Annotated in this window: 17 protein-coding genes; 6 read left to right on the top strand and 11 right to left on the bottom strand. The window is 64.5% G+C overall.

Annotated features, from left to right (window positions below; translation table 11 throughout):
- Genes M9955_21255 through M9955_21225 form a run of 7 tightly spaced genes read right to left on the bottom strand, consistent with a single transcriptional unit; the run spans window position 1 to window position 6240 of the window.
- A complete protein-coding gene (locus M9955_21255) occupies window positions 1–873 on the bottom strand; it encodes an alpha/beta hydrolase (GenBank protein ID MCO5084173.1) in 873 nt (290 codons plus the stop codon).
- A 4-nt stretch (window positions 874–877) separates the two neighbouring features.
- Window positions 878–2488: a molybdopterin-binding/glycosyltransferase family 2 protein gene (locus tag M9955_21250; GenBank protein MCO5084172.1), complete on the bottom strand. Its 1611-nt coding sequence runs from the start codon at window positions 2486–2488 to the stop codon at window positions 878–880.
- Window positions 2485–3195 (bottom strand): XdhC family protein, encoded by a 711-nt coding sequence (locus tag M9955_21245; protein ID MCO5084171.1) that lies wholly within the window; start codon window positions 3193–3195, stop codon window positions 2485–2487. The genes M9955_21250 and M9955_21245 overlap by 4 nt, the downstream gene beginning before the upstream one ends.
- A gap of 2 nt (window positions 3196–3197) precedes the next feature.
- Window positions 3198–3533, bottom strand: coding sequence for an XdhC family protein (locus M9955_21240; GenBank protein MCO5084170.1), 336 nt, complete (start codon window positions 3531–3533; stop codon window positions 3198–3200).
- 27 nt (window positions 3534–3560) lie between these two features.
- Complete coding sequence (locus M9955_21235) at window positions 3561–4793, bottom strand: VWA domain-containing protein (protein MCO5084169.1); 1233 nt, start codon at window positions 4791–4793, stop codon at window positions 3561–3563.
- A gap of 9 nt (window positions 4794–4802) precedes the next feature.
- Window positions 4803–5732, bottom strand: a complete 930-nt coding sequence (locus M9955_21230) for a MoxR family ATPase (protein MCO5084168.1) — start codon at window positions 5730–5732, stop codon at window positions 4803–4805.
- A 13-nt stretch (window positions 5733–5745) separates the two neighbouring features.
- Complete coding sequence (locus M9955_21225; protein MCO5084167.1) at window positions 5746–6240, bottom strand: flavin reductase; 495 nt, start codon at window positions 6238–6240, stop codon at window positions 5746–5748.
- A 127-nt stretch (window positions 6241–6367) separates the two neighbouring features.
- Here M9955_21225 and M9955_21220 point away from each other — a divergent pair, with 127 nt between their 5' ends.
- The 5 genes from M9955_21220 (at window position 6368) to purB (ending at window position 11187) form a co-directional block, all read left to right on the top strand.
- On the top strand, window positions 6368–7432 hold the full coding sequence (locus M9955_21220) for a branched-chain amino acid ABC transporter substrate-binding protein (protein MCO5084166.1): 1065 nt from the start codon (window positions 6368–6370) through the stop codon (window positions 7430–7432).
- Window positions 7429–8442, top strand: coding sequence for a P1 family peptidase (locus M9955_21215; GenBank protein MCO5084165.1), 1014 nt, complete (start codon window positions 7429–7431; stop codon window positions 8440–8442). The genes M9955_21220 and M9955_21215 overlap by 4 nt, the downstream gene beginning before the upstream one ends.
- 85 nt (window positions 8443–8527) lie before the next feature.
- Window positions 8528–9268 (top strand): DUF2259 domain-containing protein, encoded by a 741-nt coding sequence (locus tag M9955_21210; protein ID MCO5084164.1) that lies wholly within the window; start codon window positions 8528–8530, stop codon window positions 9266–9268.
- Window positions 9265–9819 (top strand): hypothetical protein, encoded by a 555-nt coding sequence (locus M9955_21205; protein MCO5084163.1) that lies wholly within the window; start codon window positions 9265–9267, stop codon window positions 9817–9819. Before M9955_21210 ends, M9955_21205 begins: the two co-directional genes overlap by 4 nt.
- A 60-nt stretch (window positions 9820–9879) precedes the next feature.
- A complete protein-coding gene (purB, locus tag M9955_21200) occupies window positions 9880–11187 on the top strand; it encodes an adenylosuccinate lyase (GenBank protein MCO5084162.1) in 1308 nt (435 codons plus the stop codon).
- A gap of 25 nt (window positions 11188–11212) precedes the next feature.
- Here purB and M9955_21195 read toward each other — a convergent pair whose 3' ends face one another.
- Complete coding sequence (locus tag M9955_21195) at window positions 11213–12028, bottom strand: VOC family protein (GenBank protein ID MCO5084161.1); 816 nt, start codon at window positions 12026–12028, stop codon at window positions 11213–11215.
- A 289-nt stretch (window positions 12029–12317) separates the two neighbouring features.
- Here M9955_21195 and M9955_21190 point away from each other — a divergent pair, with 289 nt between their 5' ends.
- Window positions 12318–12677, top strand: a complete 360-nt coding sequence (locus M9955_21190; protein ID MCO5084160.1) for a PRC-barrel domain-containing protein — start codon at window positions 12318–12320, stop codon at window positions 12675–12677.
- Window positions 12678–12722: 45 nt separating this feature from the next.
- Here the strand turns inward: M9955_21190 and alaS are convergent, their stop codons facing one another.
- The 3 genes from alaS to M9955_21175 all read right to left on the bottom strand — a co-directional run bounded on the left by alaS (window position 12723) and on the right by M9955_21175 (window position 18136).
- A complete protein-coding gene (gene alaS, locus M9955_21185) occupies window positions 12723–15383 on the bottom strand; it encodes an alanine--tRNA ligase (GenBank protein MCO5084159.1) in 2661 nt (886 codons plus the stop codon).
- Between the two features lie 405 nt (window positions 15384–15788).
- Window positions 15789–16976 (bottom strand): Gfo/Idh/MocA family oxidoreductase, encoded by a 1188-nt coding sequence (locus M9955_21180; protein ID MCO5084158.1) that lies wholly within the window; start codon window positions 16974–16976, stop codon window positions 15789–15791.
- Window positions 16977–17080: 104 nt separating this feature from the next.
- Window positions 17081–18136, bottom strand: coding sequence for a sugar phosphate isomerase/epimerase (locus tag M9955_21175; protein ID MCO5084157.1), 1056 nt, complete (start codon window positions 18134–18136; stop codon window positions 17081–17083).
- Between the last annotated feature and the right edge of the window lie 396 nt (window positions 18137–18532).

The raw sequence follows: 18532 nt of genomic DNA, 5'->3' as shown, positions 1-18532 counted from the left end.
CTATCGCGCCAGCGCCAGCATCCAGTCGAGCACCTCCCGCCAATCGGACATGCGGATGGGCGTGCCATGAGTTCCCGTCTCGAACCGCACGAAGCGCGCGGGATAGTTCGCGCCGAGCGAGCGGAAGAACGCCTCCTGCTTCTCGACCGGAAACACCGTGTCCTCGCTGCCATGGCCGAAGAAGACAGGCACCCTGCGCCCGAACGCGGGCGACGAACGAAAGCCGTCGTCCCAGAGCGAGCCCAACAGAAGCAGGCCCGACAGGCGCTCACCGACAGTGCTGGATGCCAGACCCCAGCAGATCTGGCCTCCCATCGAACCGCAGGCGACGATCACCGGCGATCCCGGCGAGCGGGCGGCGTAGTAGCCGATCAGCGCCGAGACCGTGCGCACGCCGCCCTTGCCGAAGTCGGGGAAATCGGGGGTCAGGTAGAGGCCATCATTGGCTGCGGCGATGTTCTTGATTCGGTTGAAGTTTCCGCCGAAGGTGAAGTCGTCGACGCCCTGCTTCCGGCTGCCGCCCTGCCCGTGCAGGTAGAGCACGATGAAGCGGGCGCCTTCGGTCCTGCCGACCGCGAAATGCCGGATCGTCGCTCCGTCGTCCGTCTTCAGGGCCAGATCCTTCTGCACCTTGCGCACGCCGAGCGAGACATATTTCGCACGCACGCGGCGCTCCGGCACTTCGTCGCGCCCGTTGATGTCGCGCGCCTCCGAATAGTCCACGACCTTGTAGGCCCCCTGATCCGAGAGGATGCCGGGATAGGCGAACAGGTCATCCTTGTAGGGTTTCAGTGAGTCCGCAGACGCTATCGTAGCCCAGAAGGTCGATGCCACGACTGCCGTCAGCGCCAGCGCGCGATTCAGGATGCGCATTCGCTCAATCCTGCAACACACCGCCGGCCTCGGCGAGCGCATCGGGCGTGTCGACATCGATGAAAGCCGCCTCGCCTATCTCTACATCGATGACGTTGACCCCTTCCGACTCGATCAGAGAACGGGCGCCGACATCGCCTTCGAGCCGGCTGACAGCCGCAAAGAGGCTGCGGGGCAGGATGACGGGATTGCCGCGCTTTCCACGAAACGACGCCCGCACGATCGAACGTCCGCCATCGGCGACAAACGCGTCGATCATATGGTCCAGATCGGCGCGCGACACGCCGGGCATGTCGCCAAGCACGATCATCGCCCCGGTGGCGCTGGTCGATACCGCACCGACGCCTGCCTTCAGCGAACTTGCGAGGCCCGTGGCGAAATCCGGATTATCGACCAGCCGCAGATCAAGACCCTGCAGGGCGGCGCGGACGCGCTCCTTCTGATGGCCCATGACGGCGATTGTGCGGCCGGCGCGGGAGGCCAATGCCCGCTCGGCGGCGCGGCGCACCAGCGGCTTTCCATCAAAGAGCGCGAGAAGCTTGTTCGGTCCGCCCATGCGGCTGGAACGGCCCGCGGCGAGAAGCACGATCTCGACCGTTCCGCGCTTCTGCGGGACCGGCGCCTCGCGCGGCTGCGGCCGGCTGGCAATCTCCATCAGCAGGCCGCCCACCCCCATGGCCGCGACATCGCGGCTGGTGACGTCGATGCCGGCCAGCAGGCGGTCCAGCACCCAGTCGAAACCGTTTTCCTTGGGGCTGCGCGCGCAGCCAGGCGCGCCGATGACGGGCTTGCCGTCGATGCGGCCGAGCACGATCAGATTGCCGGGATCGACCGGCATACCGGCACGGACGACCGAACCTCCCGCCTGACGGATCGCCGCCGGAATGACGTCGTCGAAATCGCTCATGGCGGAAGCGCCGAATACCAGAACCATGTCGCTGTCACGCAGCAGCGGCTTCAATTGCCCGGCGACGGCTTCGGCGGTATGCGCGGAGCGGCGTTCCGCGATCAGGCGGCTGCCGGAGCGCGCCAGCCGCTCTTCCGTGACCCGGATGGTCTTGTCGAGCACGCTCGGCTTCACCGTCGGCAGTTCCGTCTGGATCACCGCCACCTTGCTCGGCCGGAAGGCCGATACCGCAAATATCCTGCCTTCGCGGCAAATCTCCTCGACCTTCGCGACGATCGCTCCAGCGACCGCGAAGGGAATGATCTTGACCGTCGCGACCATCTGGCCCGCCTCGACGGCGGCGTAATCGGCCAATGTCGCGATCGTCACTGCCGGATCGACTGCATTGATGCGATCGATCATATCGCGGGTTACCGTGAAGACGCCGCCGCCCCTGGAATGCAGGTTGACACGGCCCGTCGAAGGCGGACGGATTTCGACGCCATCGAAAGCCATCGCCCGTACGATGCGGAGCGCGGCCTCATCCTCGTCCAGGTCGTCTTCCGCGAGCGTGGCCGCGATCACCTCCGAGACACCTGCGGCCCGCAAAGCCGCCACATCCTCGACGGTCAATTTGTGCGCCTTGCGCAGCCGCACGTTTCCCGCCGCCGTCGCGTGCGCGAGCAGCGCGCCTTCCGCCTGCGCGATCGGGACCCGACCGAATTTCATGCCGCCGCCTCGCGTAGCGCGCGCCGCCGGGAGCGGAACGCCTCGACGACCTGAGCCAATATGGAAACAGCGATCTCGGCAGGTGTCAGCGCACCGATGTTCACGCCGATCGGCGCATGGATGCGCTCGATCTGCTCCGCCGGGACGCCCGTTGCGAGCAGGCGTTCGACGCGCTTCGCGTGTGTCTTCCTGCTGCCAAGCGCACCGACATAGAAGCAGTCCGCATCGAGCGCGGCCTTCAGCGCGAAATCGTCGATCTTGGGATCATGGGTGACAGCGGCCAGCGCGCAATACGGGTCGAGCGGCCTCGCCTTCAGCGCGTCTTCCGGCCACTCTGCGGAAAACTCCGTGTCGGGGAAACGCTCCGCACTCGCGAAAGCGGTTCGCGGGTCGATGATCTCGACCGGATAACCCGCGATCTTCGCCATGGGCGCCAGCGCCTGACTGATGTGGACCGCACCGATCACGACCAATCGCGGCTGCGGCATGTAGACGTTGAGGAAACAGGATTTTTCGCCGACATTCACCGTCTGCGACACGCCGGTATAGAAGGCATTGCGCACTGCCTCTCCGAGTTCGCCGCCAATAGTGTCGGCTTCATTTTCCCGGACGATCCGATCGGTCCCGCCTCTCATGTCCGTCATCAGAATAACGGCGCGGCGCGCCCGGCGTTCGGCATTGACTGTCTTCAGGGAGTGCGGGTCCATGTTCAGCCCACCCGCTCGACATAGACCTTGATGCGCCCGCCGCAGGAGAGGCCGACACGCCACGCCGTTTCGTCGGCGACACCGAATTCCAGCATCTTCGGCTCGCCGTTGCCGATGACGTCGAGCGCTTCCGACACGACGGCGCCCTCCACGCAGCCGCCGGAGACGGAGCCGTGGAAATTGCCGTCGGCATCTATGACCAGATGGCTGCCGACCGGCCGGGGCGCGGACCCCCATGTCTCCACCACGGTCGCCAGCGCCACCTTGCGTCCATGCCCGGCCCAGTCCTCCGCGATCAGCAACGGATCGCGGCTTTCATCCAGATGCAGGCTCTCCATGGGAAACATCTCCTGTCTTCGCGCGGATCAGGCGACACGGCTTGCCGCGAACCATCGGCGTGGATCGGATTTCTGGCCGGTATGCGTGCCGGACAGGGCCTCGCAGAGATCTGCCAGCGCATTCAGGTTATGGACCGCGCGAAATTCATCGACATGCGGCAGCATCGCCCTCACCCCGCGCGCACGCGGCTCGAAGCCGTCGAAGCGCAGCAAGGGGTTCAGCCAGATCAGCCGCCTGCATGATTTCCGCAACCGTTCCATCTCCTCCGCAAGGCCGGTCACATCATCGCGCTCCAGACCGTCGGTAATCAAGAGCACCACAGCCCCCTGCCCCAGAACGCGTCGTGACCACAGCCGGTTGAACTCGTTCAACGTGTCGCCGATGCGCGTGCCGCCGGACCAGTCCTTCACAGCGCCCGCGCATTCGGCCAATGCCTGATCGGGATCGCGATGGCGCATCTGCCGCGTCAGATTGGTCAGCCGCGTGCCGAAGACGAAGGTGTGCACGCGCCGCCGCTTCTCGGTCAGGGCATGCAGGAAGTGCAGGAAAATCCTCGTGTACTGGCTCATCGAGCCGGAAATGTCGGCCAGCACCACCAGCGGCGGATGCACTTCGCGCGGCGAGCGGAACTTTGGCAGGATCAACTGCCCGCCGGTACGGACGGCCGAGCGCATCATGGCGCGCGGATCGGCGCGGCGGCCACGCGGATCGGGTTTGAAACGCCGCGTCACGACAGAGTCGAAAGGCAGACGCAGATCCTGAATCGCCTTCTTCGCGTGGCCAAGTTCCGCCGCCGTCATCTGCGCGAAATCCTTCGCCCGCAGCACCTCGTTGCCGGAAACGGTGAGCCGCGCATCGACCTCGATCTCCGGAATCTCCTTCTGTGGCTGCGATTTCTGGTGGCCCTCGAACATCGCCTGGCTGACTCGGTTTTCCGCCGCGCGCGGCTTCTGCTTCTCGCGATGGTCCGGAGCCATGGGCGAGAACATGGCGATCATCTTCTCGATCAGCTCGCGCGATTTCCAGAACAGCCGGAAGGCCTCGTCGAATACCGGATGGTCCTCGTGGCGGGTGACGAGCACTGCATGCAGCGTCCAGTAAAAATCGTCGCGGCTGCCGATGCCCGCGACCAGCACCGCCTCGATCGCATCCTTCACCGAGGCAGGCCCGACCCGCATGCCGGCCTTGCGAAGCGCACGCGCGAAATAGACGATGTTGTCGGCGATGCGGCCGTCGGGATTTGCGGATGAGGTGTTCATGGCAGCAGCCTACTCCGCCGCGGCGAGTTCCGCCTTCACCTCGTTGAGCAGGCGGCGGCCCTCGCCCTGCTCGATGCGGGCGATGTCGTCCTGATATTTCAGCAGCACGCCGATGGTGTCCGAAACCGTCTCGGGATCGAGCGCGACCTTGTCGAGCTCGGTCAGCGCGCCTGCCCAGTCGATGGTTTCGGCAACGCCCGGCACCTTGAACAGTTCGATCTCGCGCAGCTTCTGCACGAACTTCACCACCTCCGCGGAAAGCCTGCTGTTGGCCTGCGGAACCTTGCGCGCGACGATCTCCAGTTCGCGTTCCGCGTTCGGGTAGTCGACCCAGTGATACAGGCAGCGGCGTTTCAGCGCATCGTGGATTTCGCGCGTGCGGTTGGTGGTGATGATGACGATCGGCGGCTCCTCCGCCTTGATCGTGCCGAGTTCGGGCACCGTCACCTGGAAATCGGAGAGGATTTCCAGAAGAAAGGCCTCGAAGGCCTCGTCGGTACGGTCGAGCTCGTCGATCAGGAAGACCGGCGCGGCGCCCTTCGTGCCGGTGAGCGCATCGAGCACCGGCCGGCGGATCAGGTATTTTTCAGAAAAGACGTTGCGCTCCATGTCTTCGCGCTTCACCGCGCCGACCGCTTCCTCCATGCGGATTTCGATCATCTGCGCGGCGTAGTTCCATTCATAGACGGCCGACGCCACGTCGAGGCCTTCGTAGCATTGCAGGCGGATGAGCCGGCGCCCCAGCGCAGAGGCAAGCACCTTGGCGATCTCCGTCTTGCCGACACCGGCCTCTCCCTCAAGAAAGAGTGGCCGTTTCATGCGGAGGCTTAGGAAGAGCACCGTGGCGAGAGCGCGGTCGGCGACGTAATCGGCTCCGGCGAGCATTTCGAGCGTTTCGTCGATCGATTGCGGCACGGGACGCGGGGAGACTTCGGACATGTGCCGCCTTGGGCTAGAGGACGTGATAGGCGCGGTCGTGATAGATCAGCGGCCGCAAATTATCGCCGATACGCAGGCCTGTCACCCGGCCGAAAAGCACGCGATGCGTGGCGATGTCCTTGAAGTCGATCAACTCGCAGTCGAAGACCGCAACCGCATCGGTGAGCGTCGGGGCGCCTGTCGACAGCGCATCCCAGTGTCCGAACGCGAAGCGCTCCTCCGTCGCCAGACCCGTCACGCCGGAAAACGCCACCGCCATCGGCTCGTGCTTCACCGCCAGCGTGTTCAGCGCAAAATTCCCGTTCTGGACGAACAGGTCATTGTTGGGATTGTGACGGTTGAGACAGGCCAGCACCGTCGGCGGCTCATCCGACACCGAACAGGCGGCGATGATCGTCGTTCCGCGTCGACCGGCGGGACCGTCCGTCGTGACGACATGCACGGCTCCCGCGAAGCGGCTCATGGCGTCGCGATAGCTCTGCGGCTCGATAACGGGTTTTTTCAGCAAGATCGATTCCGGACTTCAGCATTCCGTATATATGGCGCGGCTTGCGGGCCCACAAGAAACGTTGATTGCACATGGGCGCGCGAGTCACTACCAATCGCGCGACGCCAAAGGCGGTGGAAAAGCTGAGTTGCGCCTGACCGGACTTCATATAGCAGCGGCAGTTGCCGCTAGCCTCGCCGCATCCGCCGCGCATGCGGAAGGCATCGGCGTGTCGGCGCCGTTGTCCGGCGCATCAGCCATACTGGGCCGGCAGATCGAGGCCGGCGCGAGGGCCGCCGCAGCGTCGCTCGGCGTGACAATCGAGATCGTCGACGACGCCTGCACGGCCGAAGGCGGCAAGACGGCGGCGGAACGTTTCGCCGCCGCAAAAGTATCCATCGTCGTCGGCTATCTGTGCACGGAAACGATCGAGGCGGCCCTGCCCGTGCTGAAGGCGGCGAATATTCCTGCCATAGCCGTCGGCGTGCGCACCGATGGCATCACGGATCGCCGCATCAAGACCGGCTGGCCGATCTACCGCGCCGGGCCGCGTGCCGAGAGCGAGCGCAATGCGGCCGCATCCATTCTGACGCGGCTGTGGCGCGATAACCTTTTCGCCATCGTGGACGACGGCACGATCTATGGACGCGAACTGGCCGAGACCTTCCGCCTCGCGGCCGAGCAGTCCGGCCTGAAGCCGGTCTTCGTGGATACGTTCCGGCCGCAGATGGACAACCAGATCGCGCTTGTCGGCCGCCTGAGGAAGGCCGGCGCCACGCATGTCCTGGCGGGCGGGGACCGCGAGGACATCGCCATCATGGGGCGCGACGCGGGCCAGTTGGACGCGCCACTCATCATTGCGGGCGGCGAGACGCTGCGTGCCGCTCCCGGCGAGATGACCGTTGCCGAGGGCACGCTGATGATCGCCATGCCCGAATGGGCTGAGGTGGCGGATCGGACCGTCGTGGACTCGATCCAGTCCGGCGGAACCGTCGCCGAAGGCTATGTCCTGCCTGCTTACGCGGCAGTCCAGATCGCGGCGGAAGCACTTCGGACGGGCGACGCGAACGGAATAGCACAAGCGCTCGACGCGAATACGTTCAAAACCGTGATCGGGCCGATGAAGTTCGACGCCAAGGGCGACCTGACCGAGAACCCGTATCGCATCTACCGCTTCGAGGGCGGCCGCTTCCGGCCGCTGGAATCCGAATGAGCTTTCATGCCGGCCCGAAGAACCTGATCACGGACGTTGCGGGTCTGAGCGTCGGCAACGCCGCGGATCACAAGCTGAAGTCCGGCGTGACCGTCGTCGTCTGCGACGAACCGGCGACGGCCGCCGTGCAGGTGCTTGGCGGCGCACCCGGAACGCGGGAAACCGACCTGCTGGAGCCTCATAATGCAGTCGAGACCGTCAACGCAGTAGTGCTGTCCGGCGGGTCCGCCTTCGGCCTTGACGCCGCGTCCGGGGTTCAGGCGGCGCTGCGCGAACGCGGCGTGGGATTTGCCGTGCGCGACCAGCTGATACCCATCGTTCCCGCAGCGATCTGCTTCGACCTGACGAATGGCGGCGACAAGAATTGGGGGCGCTACCCACCCTACCGCGAACTGGGCTACGAAGCAGCGAACGACGCAAGGGCGGACTTTCCGCTCGGCACCGTCGGTGCGGGCGTCGGCGCGCTCTCCAGCGGGCTGAAGGGTGGGCTCGGTTCGGCATCCACGATCCTGCCGAACGGCGTGACGGTCGGCGCGCTCGTCGTCGCCAACCCGGTCGGCTCCGTGACCGTCGGGAGTTCGCGTCACTTCTGGGCTGCTCCATGGGAGATCGGTGACGAATTCGGCGGTCTCGGCTTTCCGTCGCCGCTGCCATCCGATGCGCAAAAGGTTCGGCTCAAGTTTCGCGACAAGTCGCGAGGGCTGGAGAATACGACGATCGCCGTGATCGCCACCGACGCGATCCTTACCAAGGCCGAGGCAAAGCGCCTCGCCATTTCCGCTCATGACGGATTCGCGCGCGCGATCTGGCCCACCCACACGCCGGCCGACGGCGATCTGGTGTTTGCCCTGGCGACGGGAAACAGCGGCAAGCGTCTCGCCCTCGACGACGCCATCGACCACTATGCGGCGGCCAGCGCGACCATGGCGCGCGCCATCGCCCGGGCCGTTTACGCCGCGACACCGGCCGCCAACGATATCTTTCCGGTATGGTCTTCCCGCCCCGAATAGCGGCAATCGCCGGGCAGAGATCTGACGGCTGCGTCGAACCTTGACGCCTTTACGTTGCGGTTACGTCGAGCGGGTAGAGTCGGGCATGCTGAAATTCACGCACAGGGCGATTTCCGGGGCGGCGTTCTTTGCGCTCTGCTTTCCTGCCTTCACCGTGACGGTCTTGGCGGGCGATACGGCGGAGCTCAACATTCTCGGCTTCAGCAAAGACGGCGGCATCTTCGCCTTCGAGGAATATGGCGTCCAGGACGGCTCCGGTTTCCCTTATGCCAACCGGTTCTATATCGACACCGCCACAGACGAATTCGTGGACGGATCGCCGGTTCGCGTGACGCTGGAAGACGAGAATGCGAATGTGCCCGAGGCTCGGAAAAAGGCACGGGAAGCCGGCGAGAAGATCGTGCCGCAGGATATCCTCGACGCAAACCGGGGTTTTACCGCGGCATTCAACGCCGTGACCGAGCTGAACGCCGATCCGCACCGCATCGTGGCGTCCCCCCAGCCCTATTTCCCGCCGATCGAGCCGCCTGTCGAGTTTCGGCTCGAGGAATTTCCCTTGCCCGGCGGGGAGCAGCGCTGTTTCGATCTTGGCGAACTCAAGGGCTTCCGGCTGCTGAGCGTGGATGCGGAAAACGGCAAGACGGAAGTCCTGCACGAGGATAAATTCGTACCGCAAAGCCGCGGCTGCGCCATCGGCTACCGGCTGGGTGGGCTGCAGACCTTCGGGCCACAGCATTTCAGCGCCTATGCGGTTCTCGTCGCCATCCAGCGCGTCGGCTTCGAGGGACCAGACTTCCGCTGGATTGCGGTGACGGGTCGCCGGTGAGCCGCGTCGCTCTCTCGCGAGATCATGAAACCGTCGCGAGCGACGCGGCCCCGCGCGTGTCTGCGGCGGCTCGCCTGCGCAACGCCTTCCCTTCGATCCGCGCAGCTTTAGCGGGTTCGGCCCTATGGGCGGCCGCCATGATGGCCAGCGCGCTTTTCGCTCTCCATGCGGACGGATGGCAGACGGCGGCGAAAGCACGGGAAATTGCAGCTCTTTATCTGGCGGGGGCGTTAATCGCGTTCGTACCTGCGCTGTGGCTCGGCCGTCTTTTGTCCGCGGGCGGAAAGCGGGAAGCAGCGTTCGCAGCCCTCTTCCTGTCGCTCGGCGTCATGACGATCGGGCTCACAGCCACGATCTATGCGCTTGACTACCGCAGCTACTACACCGAGTGGCATGCACCGGCGTTCAGCTTGACGTGGGCGTTCCAGTTCGTCTTCACCGTCGCAGGCGCGCTCTACCAGTTCGCTGTTCTCGGATTGCGCCTCTATCTCCCCTTCGGGCTTCTCGCATTGTTCGCCGCTGCACTGTGGTTTGCGCGCCTGCCGCGTTGAACCAAGACTGATTGGCTGTTAGGAGGCGGGCAACGAAAGCCAGCCTGGACGTCGCCCCTCATGATCCCGCGTTATTCGCGGCCGGAAATGGTCGCTATCTGGTCGCCCGAGACCCGTTTCCGCATCTGGTTCGAGATCGAGGCGCATGCCTGCGACGCGCTCGCCGAACTCGGCGTGATCCCGAAGGAAGCCGCCCGCACCATCTGGGAAAAAGGCGGCGCGGCTGTTTTCAACGTCGACCGCATCGACGAGATCGAGCGCGAGACGAAGCACGACGTCATCGCCTTCCTGACGCATCTGGCCGAGTTCGTCGGGCCGGATGCGCGCTTCATCCATCAGGGCATGACCTCGTCGGACGTGCTCGATACCTGTCTCGCTGTACAGTTGAAGCGCGCAAGCGACATTCTCATCGACGATGTCGACAGGCTGCTTGCCGCTTTGAAAAAGCGTGCTTTCGAGCACAAGGATACGGTCACGATCGGCCGCAGCCACGGCATCCATGCCGAGCCGACGACCTTCGGAGTCAAGCTGGCGCAGGCCTATGCGGAGTTTTCGCGTTGCCGCGCCCGCCTCGTCGCGGCGCGCGACGAGATCGCCACCTGCGCCATCTCGGGCGCGGTCGGCACCTTCGCCAACATCGAACCCTATGTCGAGGAGCACGTCGCGGCAAAGCTCGGCCTGACGCCGGAACCCGTCTCGACGCAGGTCATCCCGCGCGACCGGCACGCGATGTTCTTCGCGACACTCGGTGTCGTGGCTTCCTCCATCGAGCGGCTGGCGATCGAGATTCGCCACCTCCAGCGCACCGAAGTGCTGGAAGCGGAAGAATATTTCTCGCCGGGCCAGAAGGGTTCGTCGGCGATGCCGCACAAGCGCAACCCCGTGCTGACGGAAAACCTGACGGGCCTCGCCCGCATGGTGCGCGCCCTCGCCCTGCCGGCGATGGAGAACGTCGCGCTCTGGCACGAGCGCGACATCTCGCATTCGTCGGTCGAGCGTATGATCGGGCCGGATGCCACTGTTACGCTCGACTTCGCGCTGGCGCGCCTGACCGGCGTGATCGAAAAGCTGGTCGTCTATCCGGACAATATGGAAAAGAACCTCAACAAATTCCGCGGCCTGGTGCATTCGCAACGCGTGCTGCTGGCGCTGACGCAGGCCGGCGTTTCCCGCGAGGACGCCTATCGGCTCGTCCAGCGCAACGCCATGAGGGTCTGGCAGGAAGGTGCCGATTTCCTTGAGGAACTGCTCGCCGACAAGGATGTGCGCGCAGCCCTTTCCGAAGAGGAAATCCGCGAAAAGTTCGACCTTGGCTATCACACCAAGCACGTCGACACGATCTTCAGGCGGGTGTTCGGCGAGGCCTGACAGCCGCAAGCCGTCGCCGGTATCCTCACGCCGGCGCTGCCTCGACCGTCCGGATCACCGTGCCCCACGGGTCGACCGTCTCGCCAGCATACTTTCCTTCGCTGGCGCGCAATTCAACCCAGCTCAACCCCGAACGATCCGCATCACGCTTCCCCGCGCCGACGCTCTGCCAGACATTGGCGCCGATATGGTGGTGATAACCGCCGGAGGAAAGGAACACAGCAGCAGGACCATACTTCGCCACCGTGTCGAAGCCGAAGGCGTCGTGCCAGAACCGTTCCGCCTCACCGGGGTCGCCGACGCGCAGATGCACATGGCCGATGATCGTGTTTTCGGGCGCGCCTTTCCATTCTGCATCGCCAGCCGGAATCGAACCGATGACGCCGTCTATGTCGAGCCGCTTCGTGGCCATGGCGACCTGATCGCCGTCCCACTCCCAATTGCCCTTCGGCCGATCGGCGTAGATCTCGATGCCGTTGCCTTCCGGGTCGGTGAGATACAGTGCTTCGCTGACCAGATGGTCCGAGGCGCCGTCGACTGCGATGCGATTCTCTATGGCAAAGCGTATCCAGCGGCCGAGATCGGCGCGCGACGGCAGCAGGAAAGCGTTATGGAACAGGCCTGCGGCGCGCGGATCATCTGGCTTCGCGGACGGCGCGGATTCAATCGTGAGCAGCGGCCTGCCGTGCGCGCCGAGCGTGATGTTGCCGCCGGAGCGCGAGATTTCGGTGAAGCCGAGCAGCGCCTTGTAATAGGCGGCAAGGTTTTCGGCATCTCGCGCCTTCAGCCCGACGCTGGAAATGCTGATCGGCGTGGTGCCGGAAAAAGGCAGTTCGCTCATCGTGTTCTCCGTGGCCGCTTCAGCGGCCCTGTTGCCCAAGGCGGCAAGCCCCGCACCTGCAAGGATTGTCCGTCGCGTGAATGGCATCCTCGCCTCGCCAGAATTTCGTGTTGCTTTCTCCGCCAAAAATCGGTGAGATTCATCGTTCACACAAGTGAGGGAACGCCGAACAGGCTGTTCACAGAACGGCGCATCCTGCAAACGCCCGCGCAATGTGTTCCGACTATCGCAACCAAACCGAGGATGCAGGGTTAGCCACATTCACCGATCAACGAGAGACTGAATAAGAATGAAGCGCATCGTCATATCGCTCCTTGCCGTCGCGGCTGCCATGTCGGCTGCCTATGCCCAGCAGACCCTCGTGGAGGTGGACGACAAGGTCGAGGTACCGGCGCTCGGCGCGAATGCCGACACGGTCGACGACTGGGACGTCTACCTCACGGACGGCACCGAGATCGGCGAAGTCGAGGATGTGGTCGGGGCCGACAGGACGACGCCCACGGCGCTGGTGATCGATTTCGACAATCGGGCCGGGTATCCGGACCGCGACATCGTGGTGCCTCTCGAACATTTCGCGCGAACGAACAATCGCCTGATCCTCAACGCGGACGCGTCGGCGGTGGGCGCGATGCAACGCTGGAGCGACTGATTCCGAAAAAAGGGTGGCGCCGGCCTGATCGGCGCTACCTTCATCTTATCCGGCAATCGCCGCCTTGACGGCGGCAATCGCCTCATTCGCCTTCGATGCGTCCGGTCCGCCCGCCTGCGCCATATCCGGACGCCCGCCGCCTCCTTGTCCGCCAAGCGCGGCTGAGGCGAGGCGAACGAGATCGACGGCGCTGAAGCGCGACGTCAGGTCCTCCGTCACCGCGACGACGACGCTCGCCTTGCCGTCCGCGTCGCCGACGAATACGACGACGCCGGAGCCGAGCGACTTCTTGCCCTCGTCGGCCAGCCCTTTCAAATCCTTCGGCGCGACGCCGGAGACAACCTTGCCGAGGAAGCCGACGCCGGCAACGCTTTCGCCCTGATCCGCCGACGCGCCAGAGCTGCCGCCACCGAGCGCCAGCTTCTTGCGGGCCTCCGTGAGCTCGCGCTCCAGCTTCTTGCGCTCCTCCATCAGAGCCTCGACGCGACCGAGCACATCACCCGGCCCGACCTTGAGCGCGGCCGCGACGGCTTTCAGCCGGCGGTCCTGCTCGTCCAGATGCTGGCGGGCTGCAATGCCGGTCAACGCCTCGATGCGGCGCACGCCCGAAGCCACCGCGCCTTCGGAAACAATGCGCACGAGGCCGATGTCGCCCGTCGCCCTGACATGAGTGCCTCCGCAGAGTTCGACCGAGTAGGCCCGGTTCTCCTTCGCGCCATGCAGGCCGGTGCCCATCGACACGACACGGACCTCGTCGCCATATTTCTCGCCGAACAGCGCCATGGCGCCCTCGGCGATCGCATCGTCGACGCTCATCAGGCGAGTCGTCACCGGCGCGTTCTGGACGATGATCTCGTTGGCCAGTTCCTCGACGCGCTCCAGCTCCTCCACCGAGATCGGCTTGGGATGGGAGAAGTCGAAGCGCAGACGCTCCGGCGCCACCAGCGAACCCTTCTGGGCCACATGGGTGCCGAGCACCTCGCGAAGGCCTTCATGCAGCAGGTGCGTTGCGGAATGGTTTGCCCTGAGGCGCGAGCGGCGCTCATGCGCGACCTTCAGCTCGGCGGCCGCGCCGACCTTGAACGTGCCCTTCGTCACCTTGCCGTTGTGGACGAAAAGGCCATCGGCCTTTTTCTGCGTGTCGATGACGGTGAAGGAAAAGCCCTCGCCATGAATGACGCCCGTGTCGCCCATCTGGCCGCCGGACTCGCCGTAGAAGGGCGTCTGGTTGACCACCAGCGAAACCGTGTCGCCCTCGGCCGCCCCGGACACTTCCTTGCCGTCCTTGACGAGCGCCAGCACGACGCCCTCGGCTTGCTCGGTATCGTAGCCAAGGAATTCCGTCGCGCCGGTCCTCTCGCGGATGCCGAACCAGATCGTCTCGGTCGCGGCCTCGCCGGAGCCTGCCCAGCTCTTGCGTGCTTCGGCCTTCTGACGCTCCATGGCGTCCTGAAAGCCGTCCAGATTGACGGAGATGCTGCGCTGGCGCAGCGCATCCTGCGTCAGATCGAGCGGGAACCCATAGGTGTCGTAGAGCTTGAACGCGGTCTCGCCATCCAGCATGTCGCCGGCCTTGAGATCCGCAGTGGCATCGGCAAGCAGCGTCAGGCCGCGCGCAAGGGTCTGGCGGAAGCGGGTTTCCTCCAGCTTCAGCGTCTCCGTGATCAGCGCCTCGCCGCGCACGAGTTCGGGATAGGCCGTGCCCATCTCGCGCACCAGCGCGGGCACGAGTTGCCACATCAGCGGCTCTTTCGAACCGAGAAGCTGCGCATGGCGCATGGCGCGGCGCATGATGCGGCGAAGCACGTATCCACGGCCTTCATTCGACGGCAGGACGCCGTCGGCGACGAGGAAGGACGACGAGCGCAGATGGTCCGCGATCACGCGGAAGGAAGCGACGTTCTCCGCATCCGGCCCCTGCCCCAGCGCAGAAGCTGTCGCGTCGATCAGATGGCGGAAAAGGTCGGTCTCGAAGACGCTTTCCACGCCCTGCAGGATGGACGCCATGCGTTCCAGCCCCATGCCGGTGTCGATCGAGGGACGCGGCAGCGGCACGCGCTCCTCCTTCGTCACCTGCTCGAACTGCATGAAGACGAGGTTCCAGAATTCGAGGAAGCGGTCACCGTCCTCCTCCGGGCTGCCGGGAGGACCGCCCCAGATGTGCTCGCCGCGATCGATGAAGATTTCCGAGCAGGGACCGCACGGGCCGGTATCGCCCATCGCCCAGAAATTGTCGGAGGTCGGAATGCGGATAATGCGGTCGTCGGAAAAACCGGCGATCTTCTTCCAAAGCGACGCCGCGTCGTCGTCGGTGTGGTAGACGGTGACGAGCAGCTTGTCCTTCGGCAGCCCGAAATCCTTCGTGATCAGGTTCCAGGCAAACTCGATGGCGTTCTCCTTGAAATAGTCGCCGAAGGAGAAGTTGCCGAGCATCTCGAAGAAGGTGAGATGGCGCGCAGTGTAGCCGACATTGTCGAGATCGTTGTGCTTGCCGCCGGCACGCACGCTCTTCTGCGCCGTCGCGGCGCGGTTGTAGGGACGCTGCTCCAGCCCGGTGAAGACGTTCTTGAACTGCACCATGCCGGCGTTCGTGAACATGAGCGTCGGGTCGTTGCGCGGGACGAGCGGGCTGGAGGCCACGATCTCATGCCCGTTCTTCCGAAAATAGTCGAGAAAGGTCGACCGGATCTCGCTTACGCCGCTCATCGAAACGCCCTTGAAGAGAATTGCCGGCGCTCCCGAGGCCGGCAACAGGATGTGGGCTTTTAGCCGCCGATCCGCGCACTGTCCAGAAAGTCGCGCTCCCTGGCGGCGGACTTATCCCCGTTTGGGGAACGGTCTGCGGCGCCTGCCATGCCGGCCGGTCGCGCCATCCTCTCCGCTTCGTCATCCTCGGGCTTGACCCGAGGATCCATGCCTGAACGCCACTGAAGGCGTGGCTGTGCAGGAACGGGCGCCCGTCGCCCGGCGTATCATCGGTCCGCGATGGTCAGGCATGGATCCTATGGTCGCGCTCCGCTTCGCTGCGCTTGCCATGGGATGACGAAGAGGGGGTGCGGCGTGGTCCGATCAGGGCAGCGCGTCGCGACGCTTGCGCCTCTTTCCTGCCGGCTACAGTTTCGTCCAGGCTGCGTTCTTCTTCGACGATTTCACGCAGGCCTCGACGAAGGCCACGCCTTCGACGCCGTCCTGAACCGTCGGATAGATGACGTCCTTCAGCATTTTGCCGCCCTTTCGGCGAGCGGCGCGAATGGCGCGGGCGGCTTCCTGATAGATGTTGGCGAAGCCTTCGAGATAACCCTCCGGATGACCGGACGGAACACGGGTCACGCGCGAGGCCGCCACGCCGGCACCCGCACCGGCGCGTGTAATGAGCTGCTTTGGCTGGCCGTAGGGCGTGAACCAGAGATAATTCGGATCAGCCTGCACCCATTCGATACCGCCTTTGGTGCCGTAGACGCGCAGCTTCAGCCCGTTCTCGTGACCCGGGGCGACCTGGCTCGCCCAAATCATGCCCTTTGCCGGATGACCACTTCCCTTGGCCTTGAAGCGGAGCATGACATGCGCGTTGTCGTCCAACTGGCGACCCGGCACGAAGGAATCGAGGTCCGCCGACAGGCTGTCGAGTTCCAGACCGGTGACGAAACGCGCCAGATTGTAGGCATGCGTGCCGATGTCGCCGGTCGAGCCGCCGACGCCCGACTGCGCCGGATCGACGCGCCACGCCGCCTGTTTCTGGCCGGTCTGCTCGATCGCTTCCGTCAGCCAGTCCTGCGGATACTCGGCCTGCACGACGCGCAGTTCGCCGAGCTGGCCCTTGGCCACCATCTCGCGAGCCTGCCTGATCATCGGGTAGCCGGTATAATTGTGCGTCAACACGAAGACCTTGCCGGATTTTTCGACAAGGGCGGCAAGCTTCTTGGCATCGGCGAGGTTCGAGGTCAGCGGCTTGTCGCAGATGACATGGATGCCAGCTTCGAGAAACGCTTTCGCGGCGGGATAATGGACGTGGTTCGGAGTCACGATCGCCACCGCCTCGATGCCGTCCGGCCGCTTTGCCTCGGCCTTCGCCATCTCCTGATAGGAACCGTAGACGCGATCCGGATCGAGCCCGAGTTCCACGCCCGACGCGCGCGCCTTCTCGGGATTGGCAGAGAGCGCGCCCGCGACAAGCTGGAATTCGCCATCCATGCGCGCCGCGATGCGGTGCACGCCGCCGATGAAGGCGCCCTGCCCGCCGCCGACCATGCCATAGCGGATCGGGCCGCTGCCCGATTCAACCTGCCTGCCGCTGACCATGAAACGTCTCCTCCCTGATTTGGCAGTCGGGGTTCGGCAGCCGTTTGATCAGAGGCGATGCGTCCTCCGACTGCCGATTGCCTGCTGTCGACTGTCGTCGTTTGTCAGATGCCCATCATTCCGCGCAGCACCTTCTTGTCGGTCGCGCCGCCGGCAAAATCGTCGAACGCCTTTTCGGTGACCCGGATAATGTGGCTCTGGATGAACGGGGCGCCCTCGGCCGCGCCGTCTTCCGGATGCTTGAGGCAGCATTCCCATTCCAGCACCGCCCAGGAATCGTAGTTATAGGCGGTGAGTTTGGAGAAGATGCCCGAAAAATCCACCTGCCCGTCTCCGAGCGAGCGGAAGCGACCGGCGCGCTGCACCCAGCCCTGATACCCCGAATAGACCCCCTGCCGGCCGTCCGGATTGAACTCGGCATCCTTCACGTGAAAAGCCTTGATGCGCTCGTGGTAGATATCGATGAAAGCGAGATAGTCGAGCTGCTGCAGCAGGAAGTGCGAGGGGTCATAGTTGATGTTGCAGCGCGCATGGCCGCCGACGGCATCGAGGAACATCTCGAAGGTCGCGCCGTCGAAGACGTCCTCGCCGGGATGGATCTCGTAGCCGACATCGACGCCGGCGTCGTCATAGGCGTCGAGGATCGGCTTCCAGCGTTTGCCGAGCTCCGAAAACGCTTCCTCGATCAGGCCGGCGGGACGCTGCGGCCACGGATAAAGATAGGGGAACGCCAGCGCGCCGCTGAACGTGACCGACGTCTTAAGCCCGAGGTTCTTCGATGCCCTGGCCCCCAGCTTCATCTGATCGACCGCCCATTTCTGCCGGGCCTTCGGATTGTTGTGGACTTCGGCCGGCGCAAAGCCGTCGAACTGGGCGTCATACGCCGGATGCACCGCGACAAGCTGCCCCTGCAGGTGCGTGGAAAGCTCGGTGATCTCGACGCCGGCGTCGGCGCAGATGCCCTTGACCTCGTCGCAATAAGTCTTCGAGCTGGCGGCCTTCTTCAGGTCGAACAGACGCCCGTCCCATGTCGGTATCTGGACGCCCTTGTAACCCAGCCCGGCGGCCCATTTCGCGATGGCCGGCAGCGAATTGAACGGTGCGGCGTCGCCCGCGAATTGAGCCAGGAAGATCGCCGGCCCCTTGATCGTCGTTGGCATTTCGAAAGCTCCTCCTCCAGAGCCGCGCCGGAGGCGCGTTCGCTATATATCGCCGGCCATCAAATCACCGAAGCCGGCAAAACCCCACGGAAAAATCGTCGCGGAAGTGCACCGGCCACCGCGTCCCGCCCGAAGCGATGGCCGGCATGCACCTGCCCTCCCTGCGAGATCGCCGCGCCACCCAAGCGCCGACAAGCTCACCTCCACGCTCTGGTATTACCAAGTCTTTGAAAAAGGTCAAGGCAAGCGCATGACGCAACGAATCCGGAAAATTATCCAGAGCATCATATTTTTCATATCGATTACAAATGCCTAGCCGATTGTTCCGCGCCTGAGCCTCGCCTTCTTGCGGCAATATGGGAAATCCGTTAGAAAGCCGCTGGAGCCCAATTGGTC

The organism is Rhizobiaceae bacterium, from assembly GCA_023953845.1.
GTDB lineage: Bacteria > Pseudomonadota > Alphaproteobacteria > Rhizobiales > Rhizobiaceae > Arvimicrobium.
The sequence above is the reverse complement of the archived record's forward strand: the minus strand, read 5'-3'. Positions and strand labels throughout refer to the sequence as shown.

What these genes read in the sequence shown, in the direction of transcription:
- alaS (MCO5084159.1), bottom strand. Translation starts at nt 15,383, where the DNA reads ATGAGCGGCGTAAGCGAGATCCGGTCGACCTTTCTCGACTATTTTCGG.
- purB (MCO5084162.1), top strand. Translation starts at nt 9,880, where the DNA reads ATGATCCCGCGTTATTCGCGGCCGGAAATGGTCGCTATCTGGTCGCCC.
- M9955_21250 (MCO5084172.1), bottom strand. Translation starts at nt 2,488, where the DNA reads ATGAAATTCGGTCGGGTCCCGATCGCGCAGGCGGAAGGCGCGCTGCTC.
- M9955_21210 (MCO5084164.1), top strand. Translation starts at nt 8,528, where the DNA reads ATGCTGAAATTCACGCACAGGGCGATTTCCGGGGCGGCGTTCTTTGCG.
- M9955_21180 (MCO5084158.1), bottom strand. Translation starts at nt 16,976, where the DNA reads ATGGTCAGCGGCAGGCAGGTTGAATCGGGCAGCGGCCCGATCCGCTAT.
- M9955_21240 (MCO5084170.1), bottom strand. Translation starts at nt 3,533, where the DNA reads ATGGAGAGCCTGCATCTGGATGAAAGCCGCGATCCGTTGCTGATCGCG.
- M9955_21235 (MCO5084169.1), bottom strand. Translation starts at nt 4,793, where the DNA reads ATGAACACCTCATCCGCAAATCCCGACGGCCGCATCGCCGACAACATC.
- M9955_21230 (MCO5084168.1), bottom strand. Translation starts at nt 5,732, where the DNA reads ATGTCCGAAGTCTCCCCGCGTCCCGTGCCGCAATCGATCGACGAAACG.
- M9955_21245 (MCO5084171.1), bottom strand. Translation starts at nt 3,195, where the DNA reads ATGGACCCGCACTCCCTGAAGACAGTCAATGCCGAACGCCGGGCGCGC.
- M9955_21215 (MCO5084165.1), top strand. Translation starts at nt 7,429, where the DNA reads ATGAGCTTTCATGCCGGCCCGAAGAACCTGATCACGGACGTTGCGGGT.
- M9955_21255 (MCO5084173.1), bottom strand. Translation starts at nt 873, where the DNA reads ATGCGCATCCTGAATCGCGCGCTGGCGCTGACGGCAGTCGTGGCATCG.
- M9955_21195 (MCO5084161.1), bottom strand. Translation starts at nt 12,028, where the DNA reads ATGAGCGAACTGCCTTTTTCCGGCACCACGCCGATCAGCATTTCCAGC.
- M9955_21175 (MCO5084157.1), bottom strand. Translation starts at nt 18,136, where the DNA reads ATGCCAACGACGATCAAGGGGCCGGCGATCTTCCTGGCTCAATTCGCG.
- M9955_21190 (MCO5084160.1), top strand. Translation starts at nt 12,318, where the DNA reads ATGAAGCGCATCGTCATATCGCTCCTTGCCGTCGCGGCTGCCATGTCG.